The sequence below is a fragment of the Marinobacter daqiaonensis genome, assembly GCF_900115285.1.
In the GTDB taxonomy this organism is placed as follows: domain Bacteria; phylum Pseudomonadota; class Gammaproteobacteria; order Pseudomonadales; family Oleiphilaceae; genus Marinobacter; species Marinobacter daqiaonensis.
In genome coordinates this window covers 15,983-39,030 of record NZ_FOYW01000002.1, presented here as the reverse complement: position 1 = coordinate 39,030, position 23,048 = coordinate 15,983, and the positions used below count along the sequence as shown (strand labels likewise).

23 protein-coding genes and 1 other RNA gene are annotated in these 23,048 nt (G+C 60.5%); 3 read left to right on the top strand and 21 right to left on the bottom strand.

Going from position 1 to position 23,048, the window contains the following annotated elements; genetic code table 11:
* Positions 1-8: 8 nt before the first annotated feature.
* The 9 genes from mraY to rsmI all read right to left on the bottom strand — a co-directional run bounded on the left by mraY (position 9) and on the right by rsmI (position 9,171).
* Positions 9-1,094 carry a phospho-N-acetylmuramoyl-pentapeptide-transferase gene (mraY, locus tag BM346_RS12900; RefSeq protein ID WP_092013814.1) on the bottom strand — a complete coding sequence of 362 codons (1,086 nt, stop codon included), beginning with the start codon at positions 1,092-1,094 and terminating at the stop codon, positions 9-11.
* Positions 1,079-2,464 (bottom strand): UDP-N-acetylmuramoyl-tripeptide--D-alanyl-D-alanine ligase, encoded by a 1,386-nt coding sequence (locus tag BM346_RS12895; protein WP_092013811.1) that lies wholly within the window; start codon positions 2,462-2,464, stop codon positions 1,079-1,081. Before BM346_RS12895 ends, mraY begins: the two co-directional genes overlap by 16 nt.
* On the bottom strand, positions 2,461-3,945 hold the full coding sequence (locus BM346_RS12890; RefSeq protein ID WP_092013809.1) for a UDP-N-acetylmuramoyl-L-alanyl-D-glutamate--2,6-diaminopimelate ligase: 1,485 nt from the start codon (positions 3,943-3,945) through the stop codon (positions 2,461-2,463). The genes BM346_RS12895 and BM346_RS12890 overlap by 4 nt, the downstream gene beginning before the upstream one ends.
* A gap of 4 nt (positions 3,946-3,949) precedes the next feature.
* On the bottom strand, positions 3,950-5,692 hold the full coding sequence (locus tag BM346_RS12885) for a peptidoglycan D,D-transpeptidase FtsI family protein (RefSeq protein ID WP_174805184.1): 1,743 nt from the start codon (positions 5,690-5,692) through the stop codon (positions 3,950-3,952).
* Between the two features lie 6 nt (positions 5,693-5,698).
* The gene (gene ftsL, locus BM346_RS12880; protein WP_092013806.1) at positions 5,699-6,109 is read right to left on the bottom strand and encodes a cell division protein FtsL; all 411 of its coding nucleotides are present in this window, start codon (positions 6,107-6,109) and stop codon (positions 5,699-5,701) included.
* The gene (gene rsmH, locus BM346_RS12875) at positions 6,106-7,083 is read right to left on the bottom strand and encodes a 16S rRNA (cytosine(1402)-N(4))-methyltransferase RsmH (RefSeq protein ID WP_092013803.1); all 978 of its coding nucleotides are present in this window, start codon (positions 7,081-7,083) and stop codon (positions 6,106-6,108) included. The genes ftsL and rsmH overlap by 4 nt, the downstream gene beginning before the upstream one ends.
* A complete protein-coding gene (gene mraZ, locus BM346_RS12870; RefSeq protein ID WP_092013800.1) occupies positions 7,080-7,532 on the bottom strand; it encodes a division/cell wall cluster transcriptional repressor MraZ in 453 nt (150 codons plus the stop codon). Before mraZ ends, rsmH begins: the two co-directional genes overlap by 4 nt.
* Before the next feature lie 414 nt (positions 7,533-7,946).
* An RNA gene (gene rnpB / locus BM346_RS12865) (RNase P RNA component class A) lies at positions 7,947-8,297 on the bottom strand.
* A gap of 55 nt (positions 8,298-8,352) precedes the next feature.
* The gene (gene rsmI, locus BM346_RS12860) at positions 8,353-9,171 is read right to left on the bottom strand and encodes a 16S rRNA (cytidine(1402)-2'-O)-methyltransferase (protein ID WP_265013570.1); all 819 of its coding nucleotides are present in this window, start codon (positions 9,169-9,171) and stop codon (positions 8,353-8,355) included.
* Positions 9,172-9,345: 174 nt separating this feature from the next.
* Here rsmI and BM346_RS12855 point away from each other — a divergent pair, with 174 nt between their 5' ends.
* Genes BM346_RS12855 through BM346_RS12845 form a run of 3 tightly spaced genes read left to right on the top strand, consistent with a single transcriptional unit; the run spans position 9,346 to position 12,316 of the window.
* Entirely contained in the window at positions 9,346-11,319 is a 1,974-nt protein-coding gene (locus BM346_RS12855) for a penicillin-binding protein activator (protein WP_092013794.1), read from the top strand.
* Between the two features lie 2 nt (positions 11,320-11,321).
* Complete coding sequence (locus BM346_RS12850) at positions 11,322-11,729, top strand: YraN family protein (protein WP_092013791.1); 408 nt, start codon at positions 11,322-11,324, stop codon at positions 11,727-11,729.
* Positions 11,726-12,316: a D-sedoheptulose-7-phosphate isomerase gene (locus BM346_RS12845; RefSeq protein WP_092013788.1), complete on the top strand. Its 591-nt coding sequence runs from the start codon at positions 11,726-11,728 to the stop codon at positions 12,314-12,316. The genes BM346_RS12850 and BM346_RS12845 overlap by 4 nt, the downstream gene beginning before the upstream one ends.
* Positions 12,317-12,369: 53 nt before the next feature.
* On the opposite strand, the gene BM346_RS12840 is transcribed toward BM346_RS12845, so the two are convergent.
* The 12 genes from BM346_RS12840 to BM346_RS12785 form a co-directional block, all read right to left on the bottom strand.
* Complete coding sequence (locus BM346_RS12840) at positions 12,370-12,783, bottom strand: ClpXP protease specificity-enhancing factor (RefSeq protein WP_206675734.1); 414 nt, start codon at positions 12,781-12,783, stop codon at positions 12,370-12,372.
* Positions 12,784-12,858: 75 nt separating this feature from the next.
* On the bottom strand, positions 12,859-13,488 hold the full coding sequence (locus tag BM346_RS12835; protein WP_092013783.1) for a glutathione S-transferase N-terminal domain-containing protein: 630 nt from the start codon (positions 13,486-13,488) through the stop codon (positions 12,859-12,861).
* A gap of 109 nt (positions 13,489-13,597) precedes the next feature.
* Positions 13,598-14,353, bottom strand: a complete 756-nt coding sequence (locus BM346_RS12830) for a cytochrome c1 (protein WP_092013780.1) — start codon at positions 14,351-14,353, stop codon at positions 13,598-13,600.
* Positions 14,350-15,582: a cytochrome b gene (locus BM346_RS12825; RefSeq protein ID WP_092013777.1), complete on the bottom strand. Its 1,233-nt coding sequence runs from the start codon at positions 15,580-15,582 to the stop codon at positions 14,350-14,352. Before BM346_RS12825 ends, BM346_RS12830 begins: the two co-directional genes overlap by 4 nt.
* Complete coding sequence (gene petA / locus BM346_RS12820; protein WP_092013775.1) at positions 15,582-16,178, bottom strand: ubiquinol-cytochrome c reductase iron-sulfur subunit; 597 nt, start codon at positions 16,176-16,178, stop codon at positions 15,582-15,584. The genes BM346_RS12825 and petA overlap by 1 nt, the downstream gene beginning before the upstream one ends.
* A 241-nt stretch (positions 16,179-16,419) precedes the next feature.
* Positions 16,420-16,812 (bottom strand): 30S ribosomal protein S9, encoded by a 393-nt coding sequence (gene rpsI / locus BM346_RS12815; RefSeq protein WP_092013772.1) that lies wholly within the window; start codon positions 16,810-16,812, stop codon positions 16,420-16,422.
* A gap of 12 nt (positions 16,813-16,824) precedes the next feature.
* Complete coding sequence (rplM, locus tag BM346_RS12810) at positions 16,825-17,253, bottom strand: 50S ribosomal protein L13 (protein WP_092013769.1); 429 nt, start codon at positions 17,251-17,253, stop codon at positions 16,825-16,827.
* Positions 17,254-17,482: 229 nt separating this feature from the next.
* Positions 17,483-18,253 (bottom strand): TatD family hydrolase, encoded by a 771-nt coding sequence (locus tag BM346_RS12805; RefSeq protein WP_092013766.1) that lies wholly within the window; start codon positions 18,251-18,253, stop codon positions 17,483-17,485.
* Between the two features lie 29 nt (positions 18,254-18,282).
* On the bottom strand, positions 18,283-19,869 hold the full coding sequence (gene prfC / locus BM346_RS12800; RefSeq protein WP_092013763.1) for a peptide chain release factor 3: 1,587 nt from the start codon (positions 19,867-19,869) through the stop codon (positions 18,283-18,285).
* Between the two features lie 115 nt (positions 19,870-19,984).
* Entirely contained in the window at positions 19,985-20,491 is a 507-nt protein-coding gene (gene rimI, locus BM346_RS12795; protein WP_092013760.1) for a ribosomal protein S18-alanine N-acetyltransferase, read from the bottom strand.
* Positions 20,488-21,294 (bottom strand): hypothetical protein, encoded by an 807-nt coding sequence (locus BM346_RS12790; protein WP_092013757.1) that lies wholly within the window; start codon positions 21,292-21,294, stop codon positions 20,488-20,490. Before BM346_RS12790 ends, rimI begins: the two co-directional genes overlap by 4 nt.
* A 29-nt stretch (positions 21,295-21,323) precedes the next feature.
* On the bottom strand, positions 21,324-22,871 hold the full coding sequence (locus BM346_RS12785; RefSeq protein ID WP_406812909.1) for a 2-isopropylmalate synthase: 1,548 nt from the start codon (positions 22,869-22,871) through the stop codon (positions 21,324-21,326).
* Positions 22,872-23,048: the final 177 nt, after the last annotated feature.

The window sequence follows — 23,048 nt, the reverse complement described above, 5'->3', positions numbered from 1 at the left end:
GCCAGTCCCTAACGAAGTTTCAGGCTCGACAGCCCGATCAGTACCAGAATCACTGTGATCACCCAGAAACGGACGATCACCCTTGGCTCCGGCCAGCCTTTGAGTTCAAAGTGATGATGCAGCGGCGCCATACGAAAGATCCGGCGGCCGGTCAGCCGGAACGAAGCTACCTGCAGGATCACGGAGATGGTCTCCATCACGAAGACGCCACCCATAATGAACAGCACGATCTCCTGCCGGGTGATCACCGCCACCACACCCAGGGCTGCCCCCAGGGCCAGCGCACCGACATCCCCCATGAACACCTGTGCCGGGTAGGTGTTGAACCATAGAAAGCCCAGGCCAGCGCCCACCAGGGCACCACAGAAGACGATCAGTTCGCCGCTGCCGGGAAGGTGGGGGATAAGCAGGTAACCGGCAAACTGAGAGTGGCCTGAGACGTAGGCGAAAATGCCGAGAGCGGACCCCACCATCACGGTCGGCATGATCGCAAGCCCGTCCAGACCATCGGTCAGGTTGACCGCGTTACTGCTGCCCACGATGACGAAATAGCTCAACAGGACAAACAGCACCGGCCCCAGGGTCAGCGACACATTCTTGAAAAACGGAAGATACAGGGAGGTTTCCTGGGGCAGAGACGAACTGTAAAACAGTGCAATGGCGGCAACCGCCCCGATCACCGACTGCCAGAAATATTTCCATCGAGCCGGCAGGCCCCTTGGGTTGCGCTCCACCACCTTGCGGTAGTCGTCGACCCAGCCAATGGCACCGAATGCCAGGGTAACCAGCAGAGTAATCCAGACATACCGGTTACCCAGGTCTGCCCAGAGCAATGTGCTCACGCCGACCGCCACCAGGATCAGTGCACCCCCCATGGTGGGGGTCCCGGCCTTGCTCAGGTGGGTCTGGGGACCGTCGCTGCGTACCGCCTGACCAATCTGGTACTGGCTGAGCTTGCGGATCATGGTGGGCCCCACCAACAGAGAGATGGCCAAAGCCGTGAGCACGCCGAAAATCCCCCGCAGAGTGAGGTACTGGAATACCGTCAATTGGCTGAAATAGGGCGTCAGCAGTTCCGTCAGCCAGAGGAGCATGGGTTATTCACCTTTTCTTTTAATAACGTCACCACCTGGTCCATGGCAGAACTGCGGGAGCCCTTGACCAGTACGGTCACGGGTCCGGTGTGTTGAGACAATAGCCAGTCCACGGCCTGCCCGTGATTGTCGAACCTGAGGGCGCTCTCGCCGGCCCCTTCCGCCAGTGCCCGACAGTCTTCGTTCGTGCCCACCACCAGACAGTGGTCGATACCCAGGGCCAGCGCCTTCTCTCCTACCTCCCGATGGAGGCGCGGCGCTTCACCACCCAGCTCTGCCATGGCACCCAGCACCGCAATGCGCGTGCCAGCCGCTTCCGCCAGCACCGCCAGAGCTGCCTTTACCGAGCTGGGATTGGCGTTGTAACTGTCATCGATCAGAGTGATCTGCTCGCTGAGTTCCTGGCGCTGTAGACGGCCCGCGGTTGGCCTTACCGCCGCCAGCCCCTGCTCTATGGCCCTCTCGCCGGCACTGATTGCTTCTGCGGCGGCAATGGCAAGCAGGGCATTGCCGATATTGTGGATGCCCGGCATGGCAAGCATAAGCCTCCTTACCTGCCCGCCAGGGCCTTCGACGGTAAAGCGATAACCGCCATCGAGCGGCTCGTAGTCGCTGCAGCGGTAATCCGCTGTTAACCCTTTGGCGCTGGCGGAAATTACCCGGCGAGAGCCGGCCCGTTGCAGCCAGCGATCGAAGGCGGGATCGTCCCGGTTGAGTACCACGACACCACCTTCGGCAACTCCGTCGATAATCTCGCCCTTGCCCTGAACGATATTGTCGTAGCCGCCGAAACCCTCCAGGTGAGCCTCCCCGGCATTGGTGATAACAGCAACGTGAGGCCTGGCGACCGCAACGGTATGAGCGATTTCGCCCATACCGCTGGCACCCAGCTCAATGACTGCAAAGCGATGTTGCGGGCTCAACCGGAACAGGGTCAGGGGCGCACCAATGTGGTTGTTCAGGTTGCCGCTGGTGGCCAGGGTCTCACCTTCTCCGGCCAGAATCGCGGACAACATCTCCTTGAGCGTGGTTTTGCCACTGCTGCCGGTGAGTGCGACCACCGCAGCGTCACTGAGCTCGCGATTGTGGCGGGCCAGGTCCGCCAGCGCCTGGACGGTATCGGCCACCCGCAGCTGCGGCAGGTCAATATCGGGGTTCTCTTCTTCCACCACGGCAGCCACCGCCCCGGCGGTTTTCGCAGCCTGGAGAAAACGATGGCCGTCGAAGCGCTCTCCACGCAATGCCACGAAAAGGTCGCCGGGCCGAACGGCACGGGTATCAGTGCTGACATTGGTGAACACCGGGTCGTCAGCGGGGGCAACTGCCCCGAGCACCCCGGCCGCTTCCTGCAAGGTTATCGGTCGGATCATGCCACTCCCTCCTCAAGGCCCAGGGCGTCGCGAACATGGGCCACGTCACTGAAGGGAACCCGGGCGCCGTGACGCTCCTGCCAGGCCTCGTGCCCCTTGCCAGCCACCAGTACCACATCTCCCGGGACCGCCGAATCGATGGCCTGGCGGATGGCATCGGCGCGATCGTGGATCACCGTCACCGCTCCGATATCATCTATACCCGCGAGAATCTCCCGGACGATGGCTTCCGGCGATTCTGATCGGGGGTTGTCGTCCGTCACGATGACCCTGTCGGCCCCCTTCTCGGCCTCCCGTCCCATTTCGGGGCGCTTACCCGTATCGCGATCGCCGCCGCAGCCGAAGACACAGATCAGCCTGCCCCTGACGTGTGGACGAAGTGCAGCAAGAGCGTTGGCGAGGGCGTCGGTGGTATGGGCATAGTCCACTACTGCTGTCACGCCATTGGCGCTGGTGTAACGCTCCAGCCGGCCGGCCGGCGCAACCAGCGCGGGCACCGCCTCCGCCACCGCGCCCGGGGAGACACCGAGACTGAGCACCGTCGCCATGGCCGCAAGCAGGTTGCTGGCGTTGAAACTGCCCATCAGGGGCGCTGCCACATTGAAGCGGCCCCAATGGCCATCAAGAGACGCCTCGAAGCCGTCAGCCGAGGGCGTGAAGGCGGTCATCCAGAGTTCAGTCTGGGGTTCGTGGAGGCTATACCGGATCCGGTCGCACAGCCCCTCTGTCCGCTCATAGAGCTGGCGACCGAACGGATCATCAAAGTTGATAACGGCGAAATGGAGACCTTCACGGAGGAACAGTGACGCCTTGGCCCGACCGTACGCCTCCATGGAGCCGTGGTAATCCAGATGATCCCGGGTCAGGTTGGTGAACACGGCTCCGATCATCGACAGATCGTCCACCCGGCCCTGGTCTAGGGCGTGGGAAGAGACTTCCATGGCCACTGCCCGGCCCCCTTCGCCAATCACCGAAAACAGCGCCCGGTTCACCTCCACCACATCGGGTGTGGTGTGGCTGGCGGTCCTGAGGTTACCCGGCATGCCATAGCCCAGAGTTCCCAGAACACCACAGGGCATGCCCGTGGCGCTGAGCAGCTGGGCAATGAAATGACTGACGGAGGTCTTGCCGTTGGTGCCTGTCACACCCACCACGCGCAAACGCCGGGAAGGATGCTCGAAGAAACGGTCGGCAATCCTTCCGAGATGCCCGCGAAGGCCTCGCACGGGGACTACTAGAGCGCCACGGTACTCGTAGCAGGGTGCCGCCGCGTCCACATCGAGAATGATCACAATGGCGCCCGAATCGATAGCATCGTCCATATAGTGAGCGGCTGGGGTCGCGCTGCCAGCGAGTGCGACAAAGGCATCGCCGGGCCGTACGTGTCGGCTATGGGTCCGCAGGCCGTGGATGGTCACATCAAAGACCGAGGGAACTTCGGTGATACCCTGCAGTAGCGTGCTCAAGGATGTCATGCACATGTGCCTACCCTCGCTCCCCGGAATCAGCCGGCGTCTGGGCCGCCGCTTCGACGGCGGTCAACTCAGGCCTTACGTTAAGCAGCCGCAGGGCATCGCCCATGACCCGCGCGAATACCGGCGCCGCCACCTCACCACCGTAATAGTCTCCACCCTGGGGCGCATCCACGGCTACCACGGTTACAATTTTTGGATCTTCCATTGGCGCCATGCCGGCAAAAATGGCCTTGTACTGGCTGTCTTCGTAACCATTCGCCCCCACCAGGTGAACCGTGCCGGTTTTGCCGCCAGCGGAATACAGTGCCGGCAGGGCCCGCTTACCGGTACCTCGTTCAACAGCCTGCTGCAGCATGTCCCGAACCTGCATGGCCACAGTCTCGGACATGACGCGATGACCAATTGGTGGCTGTTGCAGACGAGTCAGACTGACCGGGTACCGCACACCTCCGTTGGCAAGGGCCATGTAGGCCTGCGCCAGTTGCAGGGCGTTCACACTCATGCCGTAGCCATAGGACAGTGTGGCCTCTTCCACCGGGCGCCAACGATTGGTTGAAGGCAGAACCCCCACCGCCTCACCGGGAAAACCGATACCCGTGGGCTGTCCCAGACCCAGCTGGAAATAGAAATCCCTGATCAGGTCACCACCCAGATCGTTAGCGATCAGGCTGATGCCCACGTTGCTCGAACGGACTATGATGTCAGTTAAGGACAGCGCTCCGTAATTGCGGTGGTCACGGATGGTAAAGCGCCCGAAACGACGGTGGCCGGGACTGGTGTTGATGACGGTATCCAGGGAATAGTCGCCACTCTCGAGAGCGGCGGCCATGGCAAGGGGCTTCATTGTCGAGCCGGGCTCGAACAGATCGGTGACCGCCTTGTTCCGCAGCCGGGCCGGATCCAGCTGACGGCGGTCATTGGGGTTATAGGACTGCTGGTTGACCATGGCGAGCACTTCCCCGGTGTCCACATCCAGCATCACCAGGGTGCCGCCCCGCGCCTTGTGAGCCTGCACCACCGCCTTGAGTTCGCGGTAGGCGAGATACTGGAGCCGCAGGTCCAGGCTCAGGGTAAGATCCTTGCCGGGTCTGGCATCCCGGATCAGGGAAAGATCCCGAATCAGCCGGCCACGGTTGTCCCTCAGAACGCGCTTTCGGCCGGGAACGCCGCTCAACCACTCGTTATAGGAAAGCTCCACGCCTTCCTGGCCCGCTTCATCAATGTCGGTGAAACCAACCAGGTGGGCGCTCACTTCGCCGGCAGGATAGTAGCGCTTGTATTCCAGCCGACTGTAGAACCCGGGAATTCCCAGGGCCAGGGCTTCCCTGGCAATAGAGGGCTGGACCTTGCGCCGGACGTAAATGAATTCCCGTGAGCCATACTCCCGCAGACGCTTCCTGAGCTGCGCCTCATTGACGCCAATCACACTGGCCAGGCTGGCCAGACGCGGATCGTCGGGATCGGTCTCACCAGGATTGGCCCAGAGGGTCTCGACCGGTGTACTGACCGCCAGGGGCTCGCCGTAGCGATCTGTGATCATGCCGCGATGGGCATCAATGGCATCCACCCGGATTGTTCGAACATCCCCCTGCTGGCGAAGAAACTCCCGGTCGACCACATGCAGGTCCACCAGCCGCCAACCCAGGGCACCGACAACCAGCAGAAAAACTCCCATTACGCAGCCGAATCGCCAGGCCTTCAGGCTGGCAACAAATCTCTGCATCTTGGTGGGCTGGGGTTCCTGCCGGTTCATGAGGTGTTATAGTCCCCCGGCCCTGGCGAGGCCCCGCTGGGGCACCAGTACGATATGCTCACGCCCGGGCACAATCATGCCGAGCTCCTCTGCGGCCTTGCGCTCGATGCGACCGTGAGCGCTCAGCGCGCTCTGTTCCAGCAACAGCTGACTCCACTGCCGCTGATACCCATCGCGCTCTGCCTGAAGCTCGGACAGGGTATTGGAGAGGTTGCGATTCTGATGGGCACTGACCGCCACCCCAATGGCGGAGCCAATAAGCAGCGCAGCCAGGCCCAGCGTCACCACAACCCTGGGCTCACTCAGGGTATGAAAAATGCGGCCTGACAGCTTGAGGGCGTCCGAGACCCTCTCCCTCACGTTTTCCCGGGACAGGGCTGACGCCCTGGCCGGTTTTTCCAGTGTCACGGCACTCATTTGGATTGATCTCCGCTCATGTCGGCACGGCGCTCCAGCACTCTCATAACGGCGCTGCGCGCGCGAACGTTTTCCTTTATCTCAGGCTCGCTTGCTTTCAGAGCCTTACCGATAGTCCGGAACGGCGGCTCAACATCGCTAGCCCTGACCGGCAGGCCACGGGGCAACTGAGGCCCCCGGGACAGGTCCCTCATGAACCGCTTCACGATCCGGTCCTCCAGGGAATGAAAACTGATCACCACCAGGCGACCGCCGGGACCGAGAAGCCGCACGGCCTGCTCAAGACCGTCTTCCAGATCACTGAGTTCCCGGTTTATGAAGATCCTCACCGCCTGAAAACTCCGGGTGGCCGGATGCTTGTGCTTTTCCTTTTTGGGAACCGCCTGACGTACCAGCTCGGCAAACTGCCTGGTGGTTGTCAGCGGCTCCTCCTCCCGCGCCAGAACCACAGCACGGGCGATCCTGCGGGAAAACCGCTCTTCTCCGAAGCGCCAGATCACATCGGCGATTTCCTGTTCCGCAGCGGTGTTGAGCCACTCGGCCGCACTGGGAGAGCGACTGGGGTCCATTCGCATATCCAGGGGGCCTTCGCTCATAAAGCTGAATCCCCGGGCCGGATCATCCAGCTGTGGCGATGAGACCCCCAGGTCGAGAAGAATTCCCGCAACGGATCCTTCCTCCCACCCCTGGACAGAGGCGGCATCTTCCATATCCGCGAAAGAGCCGTGATAAACGACGAAGCGGCCATCTTCGGCCGCCAGCGCTTTTCCGAACCGGACCGCCTCCGGGTCCTTATCGATACCGAGCAGACACCCCTCTCCTTCAAGGTGCTTGAGTATCAGTCGGCTATGTCCACCACGACCAAAGGTGCCGTCGATATAGCGACCCCTCGGATCAAGAACCAGCAGCTCAACCGCCTGATCCAGAAGCACAGAGCGATGGAGGATCCCGGCCCGCGAATTATCGGTCGTCATAGCGACAGGGCCTCCATTTCGGCCGGCATCTCGTCATCGTCATCAGACTCATCCAGCCAGGCGAACCACCGTTCCTCACTCCAGAGCTCGAGCTTCTTGCCCTGGCCGATCAGCATCAGTTTCTTCTCCAGACGGGCATAACTGCGCAAGGTTGGCGGCACCAGAATGCGACCGGCGGAATCCAGCTCCAACGGCGTTGCGTGACCAAGAATCAGGCGCTGCAGACGACGCGCCTTTTTATTCATGTTAGGGAGTCGGGCAATTTCCGTGCGCAGAACTTCAAATGTCGGCTCGGGATACATCAGCAGGCATCGTTCTTCATCGGCATTGGCTGTCAGCACGATGCGACCGCCGCATTCTTCCTGCAGTTCTTCACGCACACGGGCAGGAATCGCCAGGCGACCCTTTGCATCCATGTTGATTGCGTGACTGCCAAGAAAATTGCTCATCGCTCGATTTGCAGACCCTGCTGCCGCCCCTGTTTGTTGGTATCACTTCCCGATATCGCAATGCCGTTAACACCGTGACCCACTCGCCACCACACCGACACCACGATAAACCACTAAATTCCACTTTTTCCCACTCCTGCACACTATAGAAACACGCAAATGACAATGCAAGCACCAACGGGGGCACGAGCATTACAAAAGTTTCTTTAATGACAAGGAGTTAGAAGGCAAGATAAAGGCAGGAGCGAAGAATCACCTGAATAAACGTCATCAAATCAAAAGCCTGCGAATACCTTTAAAGAAAGCGTGCGAGGTTTAAGAATTTTTCGCTATAACGGGACAGGTAGAAAAACTACATATTTCACAGGTCTGTGAAATATTGCTGGGAGGGCCCTCGGATGAGGGCAGGAAAAAAGAGTGAGCTCGCCGATAAGCCGGGTTCTGTCGAGGACAGCCATTCATCTAGGGCCTGCGTCACCACAGGCCTCAAGCAACCTACCCGAGTCCAGCGCGGGCCACGCCATAGGACTCCTATTTGGTCTTGCTCCAGGTGGGGTTTACCATCGCCGTGGACTGTTGCCAGCCACGCGGTGCGCTCTTACCGCACCGTTTCACCCTTACCGGCGCCCGAAGGCGCTTAGGCGGTCTGCTTTCTGTTGCACTTTCCGTCGGCTCACGCCGCCCAGGCGTTACCTGGCACCTTGCCCTGCGGAGCCCGGACTTTCCTCCCCCGGCTGGGCCGGCGGCGGCTGTCTGGCGAGCTCAGGCGAGACCATACCCCCGCGCCGCCCGGGGCGCAAGAGATTTGTCACGGGACCTGCTACTGTTCCTTGAGCTTGAGGGCTCGCTGGTACAGGTCATTTCGGGCACCACCGGTCAACTCGGCGGCAATCCGCACCGCCTTTTTCACGGGCAGTTCAGGCAGCAGCAGCCGCAACACCTGATCCGCCTCCACCAGGGCATCCGTTGTCCTTTCGGGCGCCGCCCCGGCGACCATGACAACGTACTCCCCCTTGCCTGAATTCTCATCCCCGACAATAGCCTCCAGCACCTCACCAGTGGTACCGGAGTAGAAGGTTTCAAACGCCTTCGTCAGCTCTCGCGCAAGCACCACCTGGCGATCCGGGCCGAAGCAGGTCGCCAGCTCCGCGACCAGGTCCTGGATCCGCCGGGGTGACTCGTAGAACACCAGAGTAGCTGTCTCCCGTGAGAGCGCCTGCAGGGCTTTGGCTCTTGCCCCTGCCTTGGCCGGAAGAAACCCTTCGAAAAGAAAACGGTCAGTAGGCAGGCCGGCTGCCGAAAGCGCCGCCACCAGGGCACAGGGGCCGGGCACCGGACTTACAGGGATCCCCCGCGCCCGTGCCTCTCGCACCAGCACAAAGCCCGGGTCGGAGATCAGGGGCGTCCCGGCGTCGGAAATCAACGCCACCGATTCGCCCTTTTCGACACGGTCCAGCAGTCCGGTGGCACGGTCGCGCTCATTGTGATCGTGCAATGCCCACATGGGCTTATCGATTCCCAGATGCTGAAGGAGCCGGCCACTGTGGCGGGTATCTTCCGCCGCAATCAGGTTCACTTCCGACAGAACCCGTGCTGCCCTTGCAGAAAGGTCATCCAGGTTGCCGATTGGCGTTGCCACAATGTAGAGAGTTCCGGACGAGACCGGCAAAGACGCTTTAGAAACCAACCGGATTTCCCCTGAGAGTATCCTGCGAAAAAAAGGACGAGCTGGTAAACTTGCTGATCCTGACACCATTAACCAGAGAGACACTATGCCGGCCTTCCGCCAGCACCTCAAGGAGCCCTGCCTGATATGAGCTGTCACCTGCCGAACCTGCGCCGCCTTGCGGCCGCTTCCATCCTGACCGCCCTGATTGCCAGTGGCTGTGCTCCGATTGGCCTGCAGACGGAGTCGCTCCGCACTGCGGAAGAGGCACTCTCAGCATCCCAGGACCTGGATCCGGGGCTTGAAACCCAGCGTTTTCTGCTCAAGGCAGCCGCGAATTTCCAGGACAATGGTCAGCACGATTTCGCCCGCCGTATTTTGCGCAGCGACACCCTGGCCGACCCGGTGGCTGAACTGCGGGCGCAGTACCTGCTGCTGAGCATGGGCAGCGCGGTCGCCCTTGACGACCGCGACTGGGCAGAGGATCTGGCGCGAAACCTGACACCGCAACAGTACCAGGAGTACCCTGAAGAGCTTCTCGCACGCGTGGCCAATCTCCAGATCTCGGTATACGGACTTGCCGGCGAACACCTCAAGGCAGCCCAGCTGCTGATGGCTATCGACCCCCAACTGCTGGAGATGGACCGCCAGGCTATCAACGACCGCATATGGCAGGCACTCAAGCAGACCTCCACTTCCGAACTCGAAAAAGCGGCAGCATCCGCAGTCGGTTTCGAGAATCAGGGCTGGTTCGAGCTCGCCGCAACCCTCCGCCAGCCAGGACTAACCCTTGAGGAAGAGAGCCGGGCGATTCGCAACTGGCAGTTCAACTGGATCGGCCACCCCGGTACCCAACCCCTGCCGAGTGAACTGGCGCTCATGACTCAGGTCATCGAAAAGCGTCCGGAGCGGATTACCCTGGCGATACCCCTGAGCGGCCCCCTGGCCGCAGCCGGCAACATGGTTCGGGAGGGGTTCCTGGCTGCTTATTACGCCTCGGGGGAACGGCAGGGCCGCAGTGCCGAGAGCGCAGGAAATAAAGAAAGCCCTGAGAATGCCGCGACCGACGACAATCTGAACGACGGCAACGAGAAGCGTGCTGTACCGGTCAGCCCTGGTCCCGATAACACCCAGATAACGATTGTTGACACCCATGGCCGCGCCTTTGCCGATATCATGCCCGAACTCCTTCAGACCAAGCCCGACCTGATCATCGGTCCTCTGGGCAAGGAAGATGTAGGCCGTCTGGCAGAACAGGATCAGCTGCCGGTCCCGGTACTTGCCCTGAACTACGCACCGGAACACAACCGGGCCTCCCCCCGGGAGCTGTTCCAGTTCGGTCTGTCCGCCGAGGATGAGGCTCGCCAGATCGCCGATCGGGTTTCGGCAGAGGGACTGACCCAGGTACTGGTGGTCATCCCGAGAGGCGAGTGGGGTGATCGTATTGCTGAAGTGCTGCAGAAGCGACTTAACGAACAGGAAGGGGTGGTACTGGAGATGGACCGGTACTTTGATACCGACAACTTCCGGGATGTCGCCGCTGACCTGCTGGGCATCAACGCCAGCCGCGAGCGGGCCATCGAGCTTGAGCGCACCATGGGCCTGAACGTCGAATTCGAACCCCGGCGGCGACAGGATGCCGAGGCCATCATCATGGTGGCCGAGCCGGTTATTGCCCGTCAGTTCAAGCCCCTGTTTTCGTTCTATTACGCGGGTGACCTGCCGGTGTTCTCCCCGTCCATTGTCTACACGGGCCGTCCCGATCCGACTCGCGACCGGGACCTCAACGGCGTCTTCTTCACCGACCTGCCGTGGATCCTCGACAGGGACACCAAGTTCCGCCAACAAGCCTATGAGCAGTTCGACAACCTTGCCGGACCGCTGGGTCGGCTCTTCGCCATGGGAGCTGACGCCTGGATCCTCAGCACCCGCCTGCCACTGATGCAGAAAATCCCCGATACCATTGTCGACGGACACACCGGTGAGCTTACCCTGGATGACCGCGGTCGAATTCACCGCACTCAACTCTGGGGCGTGTTCCGGGAGGGCGTCCCGGTCCTGGTATCGGAGCAGGACGAAGATCAGGACAGCGTTATCACATTCGAACCAGAGCAGAACTGAACATGGACGCCAGGGAAGGCAGCCAGCGCAAACCAGCACAGGGCCCGACCAGCAAGGCGGTCGGAAATCATGCAGAAGCCGTGGCGGCCCGTTACCTGCAAAGCAAGGGAGTCACCATTACCGACAGGAACGTCTACAGCCGGGGTGGCGAAATCGATCTGATCGGCAGGGACGGCGACACGCTGGTTTTTTTCGAGGTTCGCTTTCGAAAGAGCGGTAGCCTCACCGACGGCGCGGAGTCCATCGGCTGGCGAAAGCAGCAACGACTGCTCAGGGCGGCCACCTATTACCTTCACCGGCATCAGCTGTGGAACTGCAATTGCCGCATTGATGTCATAGCCATAGCACCGGGGGACACGAGCAAGTATCGCGTCCGCTGGATTCGGAACGCGATTCAGGCAACAACATGAACAGCAGTGAAGAGAGCGTAAATCAGTGGTTTGGTGAGCACATGGAGCAGACTGCCATGGCAGCCAGCCTGGTAGCCGATCGAATTCCCGCAGTGGCAGAGACCCTGGTGGATACATTGCTGAATGACGGCAAGATACTTACCTGCGCCAACGGTAGCGCGAACACTGTTGCCCAGTACCTCAGCACTTCCCTGCTCGGCCGGCTCGATCAGGACCGCCCGGGCCTGCCAGCCATTAACCTGGGGGCGGATGCCACCACCTACTCGGCCATCTGCCGTGACAACCGGTTTAACGAAACCTTTGCCCGCCAGGTTACCGCCCTGGGAAAACCCGGTGACACCCTGGTCGTCATTGTCGACGATGGCCACAAGGCAAACCTTATCCAGGCGATTCAGGCAGCTCACGAGAGGGAGATCAGGGTGATTGTGATCAGTGCGAAGGAGAAGACCGATATCACCTCACTGCTCCAGCCCCACGATCAGGAGCTTGCATTGAACGACCTCGATCCGGTCACCGCCATGCCAATCCTGATGCTGGTAAGTACCGCTTTATGCAGATTGGTGGAGGAAAGCCTGTTCGGCGGTTGATGCGAGACGGCAAGGGCTGAAGAGACCGACAGTGGCCGGCCTCTCCAGTGGGATTACTTGACGACCTTGAGGCTTGGACGACCCGCCGGACGCTCTTTGTCGCCCTCCCGGGGCTCCTGGGATTTCGACGGCCTGCCGCCATCCGGATCGGGTGAGCCCGGCTCACTGCCGAACACCATTCCCTCGCCATTTTCCCGAGCGTATATGGCCATAACGGCCTGCAGCGGGATATACACCTGCATGGGCACCCCGCCGAAGCGGGCACTGAACTCCAGGGCATCATCCCCGATCATCAGCGCCTTGACAGCAGACGGACTGATGTTGAGCACGATCTGGCCGTTGGCCACATGATCGGCGGGAACCTGAACGCCCTGGATGCCCGCGTCCACCACAATGTGGGGCGTACAATGGTTATCCAGGATCCAGTCGTTGAATGCCCTGACGAGATAGGGCCGACTGGAATTCATAGTCACCTTGTGTTCAGACACTGCACTCTCCTTGGCCAAGGCCAGAGGCCCGGCGAATCCCCGGGCCCTCCCCTGTTAACTGCGAATATCTTCCTCAAGATCCGAAAGGCTTGCCTTGAAGCCCTCCCGGCTGAAGATCCGGTCCATGTATTTCTGGATCGGCTTGGCCTGCTTGTCGTCCAATTCGATTCCCATTGCCGGCAGGCGCCAGAGGATCGGCGCAATGCAGCAATCCACAATGGTGAACTCCTCTGACATGAAGAAGGGCATTTCGCCGAACAGAGGCGCAGTGGCTAGCAGACTCTCCCGAAGCTCCTTGCGGGCAGACTCGGACGACTTATGACCCGGCTCCGCAAGAAGCTGGTCCACAAGGCCGCACCAGTCTTTCTGAATGCGATGGATCATCAGGCGACTGTTGGCACGGGCTACCGGATACACCGGTAACAGCGGGGGGTGTGGAAACCGCTCGTCCAGATACTCCATCATGATATTGGGCTCGTAAAGCACCAGATCACGATCCACCAGGGTAGGAAGGGCATTGTAGGGATTAAGGTCCGCCAGTTCGGACGGCGGATTGTCAGGGTCAACGTCTACAACATCAACGGTAACGCCCTTCTCCGCAAGCACAATACGAACCCGATGGCTGTAATGGCTGGACGGATCGGAAAAAAACGTCATTGATGACCTCTTGGTCACAACGCCCATAGAACGACTCCACGATTAGATAAACCGGATACCATCTGCTGAACGCAAAAAACCAGCGGGCCAACTCTGGCCCGCTGGGTTCTCACTGCGTCAATTATACGCCAAAACCCTAGTGCACGTCTTTCCAGTACTCACGGTTCAGCAGATAGGCGAATACAAAGAAGATCGCGACGAAGATGAGCACCAGAATACCCAGGCGTTCACGTTCGACCTTGACCGGATCTCCCATATAAGAAAGGAAGTTGGTCAGGTCATACATGGCACGGTTGAACTCAACCGGCTCCATGGTGCCCTCAATTGCCCACTCCCCACAGATATCGGTACCTCGCACGTCACCGCTGAGAGGATCGACACTGGGATTGGTGCCGATTTTCGGCGGTACGGCACAGAGCCCCTGCATGTTCGTCAGCACGTGCGGCATGCCCACATTCTCGAACACCGCGTTGTTGACCCCCAGCGGGCGACCTTCATCTTTATAGAAGGCGCGGAAGTAGGAATACAGCCAGTCCTCGCCCCGAACACGGGAGACCAGGGTCAGGTCGGGCGGTGCATTACCGAACCAGTCCGCGGCCTCACTCTTGTCCATGCCAATCTCAATCAGCTCACCGATCTTGGCCCCGGTAAAAATCAGGTTCTCCTCGTACATCTCCCGGGGAATCTCCAGATCGTCCGCAACCCTCATGTACCGGGCATACTCCAGGGAGTGGCAACCCAGACAATAGTTGGTGAACAGAGCCGCCCCGCGTTGCAGGGAGGGCTTGTTGGTGTGATCCGGCTCCATGGTATCCAGGGGCACGGTCGGGGCTGCCGCCATGGTGAGGGCCGGCAGGACTGTCATGAAAAGACCCAGAATCAGTTTTTTCATCCTGTCACCCTCTCTGGTACTGGCTTGGTTTTCTCCATCCGCGTGTAAAACGGCATGAGGATGAAGTAGAGGAAGTAAAACGTGGTCAGAATCTGGGCCACGGTGGTTCGACCTTCAGTGGCTGGCACGATACCCAGGTACCCCAGCACAACGAAGCTGACCGCGAAGATGCCCAACGCTATCCGGCTCAGCCAACCCTTGTAGCGCATGGAGCGTACCGGGCTGCGGTCGAGCCACGGCAGCACGAACAGAATCGCTATGGCACCACCCATGACAACCACACCCCAGAACTTCGCGTCGAGGCCGAAGAGATCAACGGTTACAGCCCGGAGCATCGCGTAGAACGGCGTGAAGTACCATACCGGAGCAATGTGATCCGGGGTCTTCAGGGGGTTTGCCGGTTCAAAGTTCGGCTTCTCGAGGAACAGCCCGCCCATCTCCGGGAAGAAGAACACCACCAGGAAGAAGACGAAGAAGAATACCGCGACGCCCATAAGGTCATGAACGGTGTAGTAAGGATGGAACGGAATCCCGTCTTTCGGAATGCCGTTTTCGTCCTTGTTCTTCTTGATGTCGATACCGTCGGGGTTGTTTGAACCCACCTCGTGGAGCGCAAGGATATGCAGCACCACCAGCCCAAGCAGGACGATGGGCAACGCCACCACGTGCAGGGCAAAGAAACGGTTCAGGGTAATGCCGGAGATGAGGTAGTCCCCACGAATCCAGAGAGCAAGGTCCTCGCCAATTACCGGGATGGCCCCGAACAGGTTGACAATAACCTGCGCGCCCCAGTAGGACATCTGACCCCAGGGCAGCATGTAACCCATGAAGGCCTCAGCCATCAGCACCAGGTAGATCGTCATGCCGAAGATCCAGATCAGCTCCCGCGGCTTCTGGTAGGACCCGTACATCAGCCCCCGGAACATATGGAGGTACACCACCACGAAAAACGCAGAGGCACCGGTGGAGTGGAGGTATCGCAGTAACCAGCCCCACTGGACATCACGCATGATGTACTCAACGGAGGCAAAAGCCCCGTCCGCCGACGGGTTATAGCTCATGGTCAGCCAGATCCCCGTAATCAGCTGGTTCACCAGCACAAGCAGCGCCAGGGAGCCGAAAAAATACCAGATGTTGAAGTTCTTGGGGGCGTAGTACTTGGCGAGGTGCTTGTTCCACGCCTCAACGACGGGCAGACGCTCGTCAACCCAGTTAATCAGCTTGTTCATCAGGCAGCCCCCTCAGGATCCAGACCCACGGTCAAGGTAAACTCATCGTCGTAACGATGGGGCGGTATTACCAGGTTCGACGGTGCGGGCTGGTTCGGGTAGACCCGGCCGGCAAGATCGTACTTGGAGCCGTGGCAGGCACAAAAGTAACCGCCCAGCCAGTCCTCACCCAGATCCGCCGGCGAAACTTCCGGCCGGTACTGGGGCGAACATCCCAGGTGTGTACAGATACCGATCAGGACCGCATAACCGTCCTTCAGGGATCGCAGTGGCCCGTCGATGTAATCCGGCTGAGAGGCTTCCTCCGACAAGGGGTCCTTGACCCGGTCGTTCATCTCCAGAATCCGCTCGGCCATGTCGTCGGTGCGACGAACGACCCAGACGGGCTTGCCTCGCCACTCGACGGTCATCTGCTGACCCGGTTCAAGTTTGCTGACATTGACGGTGACCGGTGCACCTGCTGCTTCCGCTCTGGCACTGGGATTCCAGGATGCCACGAAAGGAACGGCTGCACCGACGACGCCGATACCCCCCACAACCGAAGTCGCGCCGATCAGGAATCGGCGTCGGCCCTGGCTAACGTCGCCATTATTCATTATGGTTTTCTCCCATCAGGCAATGCGATTGCCGCCCTGACGGCCGCTCACACATTGAAAAAGGACTTCAACAACCCAAAATTATAAGCGCACAAATGGTAATGAAATTACCGCTGCCTTACAAGCCGGAAACCGGTATCCCTGCCCCAAAACCGCGCCGCGCAATCGCTCTTGATCGAGCTTTCGCCCAACAAAAAACCCGGCACGGGGCCGGGTTTCTGAAGCGGACCTGATAACAGGATTAACGCTTGGAGTACTGCGGACGCTTACGCGCCTTGCGAAGACCCACTTTCTTCCGCTCCACCTGGCGGGCGTCACGAGTGACGTAGCCGGCCTTGCGAAGCGCAGGACGCAGGGTTTCGTCGTAATCCATCAGGGCACGGGTAAGGCCGTGACGGATTGCGCCCGCCTGACCACTGGTGCCGCCACCCTTGACGGTGACCTGGATATCGAACCGATCGGAGGAGTCAGCCACGACCAGCGGCTGACGGACGATCATGCGCAGAGTCTCACGACCGAAGAAGTCTTCGATGGTGCGACCGTTGATAGTGATGTTACCGCTACCCGGCTTGATAAAGACGCGAGCCGTGGAATTCTTGCGGCGACCAGTACCGTAATTTTGTGCTACAGACATATCCGCCTTCCGTTAAATGTCGAGTTCTTTGGGCTGCTGGGCTGCATGGGGATGCTCGGCACCGGCATAGATTTTCAGCTTCTTGAACATGGCGCGACCGAGGGGACCCTTCGGCAGCATACCCTTCACAGATTTCTGGATGATCTGCTCGGGCGCCTTGTCAATCAGCTTCTCGAAGTTGATGGACTTGATACCACCGGGGAAGCCGGTATGGCTGTAGTACATCTTGGCATTCGCCTTTTTGCCGGTAACCCGGACCTGGCCCGCGTTGATCACAACAATATAATCACCGGTGTCGACGTGAGGGGTGTACTCAGGCTTATGCTTGCCCCGCAGACGACGGGCGATCTCGGTTGACAGACGACCCAGCGTCTTGCCGGCTGCGTCTACAACGTACCAGTCACGCGTTACGGTTTCTGGTTTCGCACTCAGAGTCTTCATTGAATCCGCCTTGAACGCTACAAAAAAATAAACGTTTAAAAACCCGTTCGCCGGCACTGTGGGAGTGGCACCGGAGTGGGTTCCATACCTGTTGCCCGGCAACGCGTCATCGCGTTGCGGCGCGGGATAATGCCGTTCGGGGCTGAGACAGCATTATCGCCATGAAAAGCCAGGGCGCGGAGTATATATGACCCATCGCCCGAATCCAAGTTTTTCGCTCATGAAATACTCAGCGCTGCCATCCGTAAAGCTCGGCCACATTGCGCTCCAACTGTTCCGCCAGCGCCTCTGCCGCTTCAGACCGAAGTTCGGCCAGGCAGGTCAGTACTTGCCGAAGCGTGGCCGGCTCGTTGCCACCTTTGCGGACACCCGCGGGGGGCATATCCGGCGCATCCGTTTCCAGCACCAGGCGATCCGACGGCAGGCGGGCCACCGTATCCCGGGTCTTGCGAGCCCGGTCGTGGGTAATGACGCCGCCGATGCCCAGATAACAACCGAGATCGATCAACGCCCGGGCCTGCTGGTAACTGCCCGAGAAACCATGAACCAGTACGGGCGCTGAGGGCGGCTTGCGCCTCAGCACCGCTGCCACCTCATCGTGGGTTCTCACGGAGTGGATCACCAGCGGCACCTCCAACTCTCCCGCCAGCGCCACCTGATCCTCGAACCAGGGCATCTGGGCATCCAGGTCGCCCTGGACCCGGTCGAGACCACACTCCCCCAGCCCGACACAGCGGGAACCGGCTTGCGCCAGCTCTTCCCTTAATCGGTCCAGATCCTGCTCGCCATGCTCGTCGACAAACCAGGGGTGTATTCCCAGGCAGTACCACCAAGCATCCGATTCTTCAGCGACCGACCTCACCCGATCCCAGTCGGACTGCCGTACCCCCGGAATCACCAGCCGGCGCACCCCCTCCTCCTGCGCCCGCGCCCAGACCTCGGCGCGGCGACCCTCGAAGGCCGGAAAATCGAAATGACAGTGGGCATCCACCAGATTCATGCCTGCGCTCCCGTTCGCGATGCGCCGACTCAGTGCTCCCGGGTCTTGTGGAACTCGACATCCGGGTACCGTTCCTGGGCCAGCTGCAAATTCACCATGGTAGGGGCAATATAGGCCAGGCGGTCGGCACCATCCAGTGCCAGGTAGTCGTTGGCCTTGCGCTCGAACTCATCCAGCTTTTTGGCATCGGCACAGGTCACCCAGCGGGCCGTGGCAACATTGATGGGCTCGTAGACCGCTTCAACCTTGTATTCGCTCTTTAGTCGGCTGACCACCACATCGAACTGAAGCACACCGACGGCACCAACGATCAGATCATTGTTCCGCAGGGGCCGGAACACCTGGACCGCCCCCTCCTCGGACAACTGTATCAGCCCCTTCTGCAACTGCTTGGTCTTGAGGGGATCCTTGAGCCGGATGCGACGGAACAGCTCCGGGGCGAAGTTGGGGATGCCCGTGAACTTCATATCCTCGCCAGCGGTAAAGGTGTCCCCCAGCTGAATGGTGCCGTGATTGTGGAGCCCGATAATATCACCGGCGAAGGCCTCACCGGCATGCTCCCGGTCCCCCGCCATGAAGGTGAGCGCCTCCGGAAAGCGAACTTCTTTGCCGATCCTGACATGGCGGGCCTTCATTCCCTGGGTATAATTACCCGAGACGATACGCAGGAACGCGATCCGGTCACGGTGCTGCGGGTCCATATTGGCCTGGATCTTGAAAACGAAGCCCGAGAAGCTTTCCTCGGTGGGCATTACGGTGCGGGTGTCGGTTTCCCGCGGCAGGGGCGTGGGCGCCCACTCCACCAGACCGTCCAGCATGTGATCGACGCCGAAGTTGCCCAGGGCGGTGCCGAAAAAAACCGGCGTCAGCTGACCCGCCAGGAACATCTCGCGATCGAATTCGTTGGACGCGCCCTTAACCAGCTCGATTTCATCCCGCAACTCCGCTGCGTAGGCGCCCAGAACTGTGTCCAGCTCGGGGTTGTCCAGGCCAGACACCACCCTTTTCTCCTGGATGGTGTGGCCCTGCCCGGTGTGATAGAGGACGACCTCGTCCCGCAGCAGGTGGTAAACGCCCTTGAAACTCTTTCCCATCCCGATTGGCCAGGTAATGGGCGCGCAGGCGATCTTGAGCACGTCCTCAACTTCGTCCATCAGCTCCACCGGGTCACGGGTATCCCGGTCCAGCTTGTTCATGAAGGTGAGGATAGGGGTATCCCTAAGGCGGGTGACCTCCATCAGCTTGATGGTCCGTTCCTCGACGCCCTTGGCGGCGTCAATCACCATCAGGCAGGAGTCCACCGCCGTCAGCGTCCGGTAGGTGTCCTCCGAGAAATCCTCGTGGCCCGGCGTGTCGAGCAGGTTCACCAGGCGGCCACCGTAGGGGAACTGCATGACCGAGGTGGTCACGGAAATGCCACGCTCCTTCTCCATTTCCATCCAGTCGGATTTCGCATGCTGGCCGGACTTCTTGCCCTTGACGGTACCCGCTTTCTGAATAGCCTGCCCGAAAAGCAGCACTTTTTCGGTGATGGTGGTCTTACCGGCATCGGGGTGCGAGATAATCGCAAAGGTGCGCCGGTTGGACACTTCGCTGGCAATTTTACTGTCGGACATAGCCTCACACTTGCGTTGACTGGAAAATTCAGGATCGGTAGCCGAAAGGCGCGGAGCCGGCCCGGGGATCAAAGGCTGCGCATTTTCGCTGATCGGGCCGCGGGATACAAACGCTTCAGGCGGTGGGGTCTGCGGGTGCCGACAGCCCCAGAGCCATGACCAGCGCGTTCTCACGCCCCCGCACGTCCGGATAGTAGCCGTGCCGCTCGCCGATCAGCTCAAAGCCCTCGGACTCGTAGAGCCGCCTTGCCGACTGGTTGCTGACCCGGACTTCGAGAATGATCCGCGCCATCGCGCTCTGCTCCGCCTGTGCCACCAGCTCCCGCACCAGCGTCCGGGCCAGTCCCCGGCCGCGACAGGCCGGCCGGATACACAGGTTGAGCAAGTGCGCCTCGTCATACATCAGCGCCAGTATGCCATAGCCTCCAAGCCGATCACTCTGCTCGATACCCAATGCGACATAACCGGACCTGAAACAGTCGAGAAACACACCCTGGGTCCATGGCCGGGCATAGCCCTGTCGCTCAATGTCGAGGACCTCGGGCAGATCCTGGAGGGTCAGTGGCCGAATCCCGCCAGAAAGGACCTCCCGGGCTTTCGCCAGGTCTGTGCCGCTGGTCATTTCTTCGCTGCCGCCTTCAGGGCGCCCCACAAGTCCCGTTTGGCGACCGGATCGGATGCCAGTGCAGCCAGGGTCCGCGGAAATGACACGGCGGCGGTACCCAGGTGCCCCGTCAGCGCCTGCAGAACCGATGCTCGCTCCGCACCGTCCGGCACCAGACCCAGGGCGACCACGTTACGGCCAGCAAGGGAGTCGGCAACAGCGGCCAGTACATCCGCCGCTCCTGCGGCATCATTTCCAGGAACCGCCGGATTGGTGAACACCGGCCAGCGAACCTCCTCACTGAATTCGAGCCCATCCTCCAGCGCCCTGAGGATACTGGCTGCGAGGTTGTCTTCCAGACCTCGGCTGGCACTTTCAGACCGGTTGCTCACGAGCACCCAGTTTCGCCCTACCCAGAAACGCCAGTGGAAGGCCACCACCTCCCCCGCCAGGGATGCCCGGGTGACAGCGTCGGGGCCCGCCTGAGACTCCGGCTCCGGCTCCCGTGGCGTCTCGGCCGGTGCGGCGGCCGTTACGGGCGCAACCGGGATTTCCGGCTCAGGCGGTGCCAAAGCGCGTGCGGGTTCACGCCGTGTTTCCGCCAGCAGACCCTGAATCCGACGCAGCCCTCTATGACTCTTGTCTCCCCCGGAGCCGTGAGGTGCCGCCGAGGGCTCGGCAGCCGCCTCCACTGATGCCGGCACGTCGGGAGCCGGAAAGTCGAACTCCGGACTGGGCGCCGCACCCGGCAGGGGCCCGCGGGCATACCAGAGCCGCACCCCGGCGAACCCCATTGCAAACTGACGCTGCGCTTCATTCATTCTGCTGGCCTCGCTGATCCACTCCGGCCTCAGACGTCGGCACCCTGGGGGTGCCGGCGCACAGCACCGCGGGTGATCAGATTCAACGCCTCGATATAGGCCTTGGCGGACGCAATGATGATGTCGGTGTCCGCCCCTACCCCATTGACTATACGGCCGCCCCGTTCAAGGCGGACCGTTACCTCGCCCTGAGCATCCGTTCCGCTGGTAATGGCGTTGACGGAGTACAGCTGGAGGTTGCAGCCCGAATCCACCAGTGACTCGATGGCCTTGAAGGTGGCATCCACCGGACCACTGCCCTCGGCTTCCACCTTGTGCTCCCGACCATCCATCATCAGCGTCAGACTGGCCCGGGGGATCACACCGGTTTCCGAGGAGACCTGCATGCACACCAGGGAGTACCGCCCCTCTTCTTCTTTCTGGCGTGTGTCGCTGGCGATTGCCTGCAGGTCCTCGTCGAAAATCTCGTGTTTCAGGTCCGCCAGCGCCTTGAAGCGCGTGAAGGCCTCATTCAGTTCCGTTTCAGTTTCGAACTGGATACCCAGTTCCAGCAGGCGGGTTCGGAAGGCATTGCGGCCGGAATGCTTGCCCAGCACCAGGCTGTTGGTGTGCCAGCCCACATCCTGAGCCTGCATGATTTCATAGGTTTCCCGGTGCTTCAGGACACCATCCTGATGAATGCCGGACTCATGGGCAAAGGCGTTGGCGCCAACGATGGCCTTGTTGGGCTGCACCGGAAAGCCGGTAATGGTGGAGACCAGGCGCGACGCCGGCACAATGTGTCGCGTATCGATCCGGGTATCCACCTCGAACAGATCCTGACGGGTCCGCACGGCCATGACGATTTCCTCCAGCGAGGCATTGCCCGCCCGCTCCCCAAGACCGTTGATGGTGCACTCCACTTGCCGGGCCCCGGCCTTGACCGCTGCCAGAGAGTTGGCCACAGCAAGACCGAGATCGTTGTGGCAATGGACGGAGAATACCGCCTTGTCGGCGTTGGGCACCCGATTCATGATCTGACTGATGGTTTCACCAAACTGCTCGGGAATGGCATAGCCCACGGTGTCCGGAATGTTGATGGTTCCGGCACCCGCGTCAATGGCCGCCTCAATGATCCGGCACAGGAAATCCAGCTCGGAGCGACCGGCATCCTCACAGGAGAACTCGACATCATCCACATGGTTTCGGGCGCGCTTGACGGCCCGCACGGCCTGCTCGACCACCTCGTCCGGCGCCATCATCAGCTTGTGCTTCATGTGGATCGGTGAGGTGGCAATAAAGGTGTGAATCCGGGGCCGCTCAGCGGGCCTTATGGCTTCCGCCGCGCGATCGATGTCGGCGTCAAGGGCCCGGGCCAGGCTGCAGATGGTTGACTCCCGGACGTTCTCCGCAATGCCTTTGACGGCCTCGAAATCACCCTGACTGGCAATGGCAAAACCGGCTTCGATCACATCCACACGCAACTTCTCCAGAGCCTTTGCGATGCGGAGCTTTTCCGCCTTGGACATGGTCGCACCCGGGCTCTGCTCACCATCGCGCAGAGTGGTATCAAAAATAAAGAGATGTTCTTTGGACATGATCGACTCCAGTCACGGGCCGGACAAGGGCCAGACAACCAACAGGGGAAACGCGGAAGATCATGAAGTATAGCAGTCCTGCCATCGTTTCTGTTACCCGCCCTCGACACTGCAGGGAACGTAAACAGCCACATCACAACTTTCCAAAGTCATTTTTCCGTGTCGCATTGCTAGCGA

Bases quoted from the DNA above. Each gene is read 5' to 3' on its own strand.
- petA (WP_092013775.1), bottom strand. From the start codon at position 16,178: ATGAATAATGGCGACGTTAGCCAGGGCCGACGCCGATTCCTGATCGGC.
- BM346_RS12825 (WP_092013777.1), bottom strand. From the start codon at position 15,582: ATGAACAAGCTGATTAACTGGGTTGACGAGCGTCTGCCCGTCGTTGAG.
- BM346_RS12845 (WP_092013788.1), top strand. From the start codon at position 11,726: ATGAACAGCAGTGAAGAGAGCGTAAATCAGTGGTTTGGTGAGCACATG.
- mraY (WP_092013814.1), bottom strand. From the start codon at position 1,094: ATGCTCCTCTGGCTGACGGAACTGCTGACGCCCTATTTCAGCCAATTG.
- rplM (WP_092013769.1), bottom strand. From the start codon at position 17,253: ATGAAGACTCTGAGTGCGAAACCAGAAACCGTAACGCGTGACTGGTAC.
- ftsL (WP_092013806.1), bottom strand. From the start codon at position 6,109: ATGAGTGCCGTGACACTGGAAAAACCGGCCAGGGCGTCAGCCCTGTCC.
- BM346_RS12805 (WP_092013766.1), bottom strand. From the start codon at position 18,253: ATGAATCTGGTGGATGCCCACTGTCATTTCGATTTTCCGGCCTTCGAG.
- BM346_RS12830 (WP_092013780.1), bottom strand. From the start codon at position 14,353: ATGAAAAAACTGATTCTGGGTCTTTTCATGACAGTCCTGCCGGCCCTC.
- BM346_RS12785 (WP_406812909.1), bottom strand. From the start codon at position 22,871: ATGTCCAAAGAACATCTCTTTATTTTTGATACCACTCTGCGCGATGGT.
- rpsI (WP_092013772.1), bottom strand. From the start codon at position 16,812: ATGTCTGTAGCACAAAATTACGGTACTGGTCGCCGCAAGAATTCCACG.
- BM346_RS12790 (WP_092013757.1), bottom strand. From the start codon at position 21,294: ATGAATGAAGCGCAGCGTCAGTTTGCAATGGGGTTCGCCGGGGTGCGG.
- BM346_RS12895 (WP_092013811.1), bottom strand. From the start codon at position 2,464: ATGATCCGACCGATAACCTTGCAGGAAGCGGCCGGGGTGCTCGGGGCA.
- rsmH (WP_092013803.1), bottom strand. From the start codon at position 7,083: ATGACGACCGATAATTCGCGGGCCGGGATCCTCCATCGCTCTGTGCTT.
- BM346_RS12850 (WP_092013791.1), top strand. From the start codon at position 11,322: ATGGACGCCAGGGAAGGCAGCCAGCGCAAACCAGCACAGGGCCCGACC.
- BM346_RS12840 (WP_206675734.1), bottom strand. From the start codon at position 12,783: ATGAATTCCAGTCGGCCCTATCTCGTCAGGGCATTCAACGACTGGATC.
- BM346_RS12835 (WP_092013783.1), bottom strand. From the start codon at position 13,488: ATGGGCGTTGTGACCAAGAGGTCATCAATGACGTTTTTTTCCGATCCG.
- BM346_RS12885 (WP_174805184.1), bottom strand. From the start codon at position 5,692: ATGAACCGGCAGGAACCCCAGCCCACCAAGATGCAGAGATTTGTTGCC.
- mraZ (WP_092013800.1), bottom strand. From the start codon at position 7,532: ATGAGCAATTTTCTTGGCAGTCACGCAATCAACATGGATGCAAAGGGT.
- prfC (WP_092013763.1), bottom strand. From the start codon at position 19,869: ATGTCCGACAGTAAAATTGCCAGCGAAGTGTCCAACCGGCGCACCTTT.
- BM346_RS12855 (WP_092013794.1), top strand. From the start codon at position 9,346: ATGAGCTGTCACCTGCCGAACCTGCGCCGCCTTGCGGCCGCTTCCATC.
- BM346_RS12890 (WP_092013809.1), bottom strand. From the start codon at position 3,945: ATGTGCATGACATCCTTGAGCACGCTACTGCAGGGTATCACCGAAGTT.
- rimI (WP_092013760.1), bottom strand. From the start codon at position 20,491: ATGACCAGCGGCACAGACCTGGCGAAAGCCCGGGAGGTCCTTTCTGGC.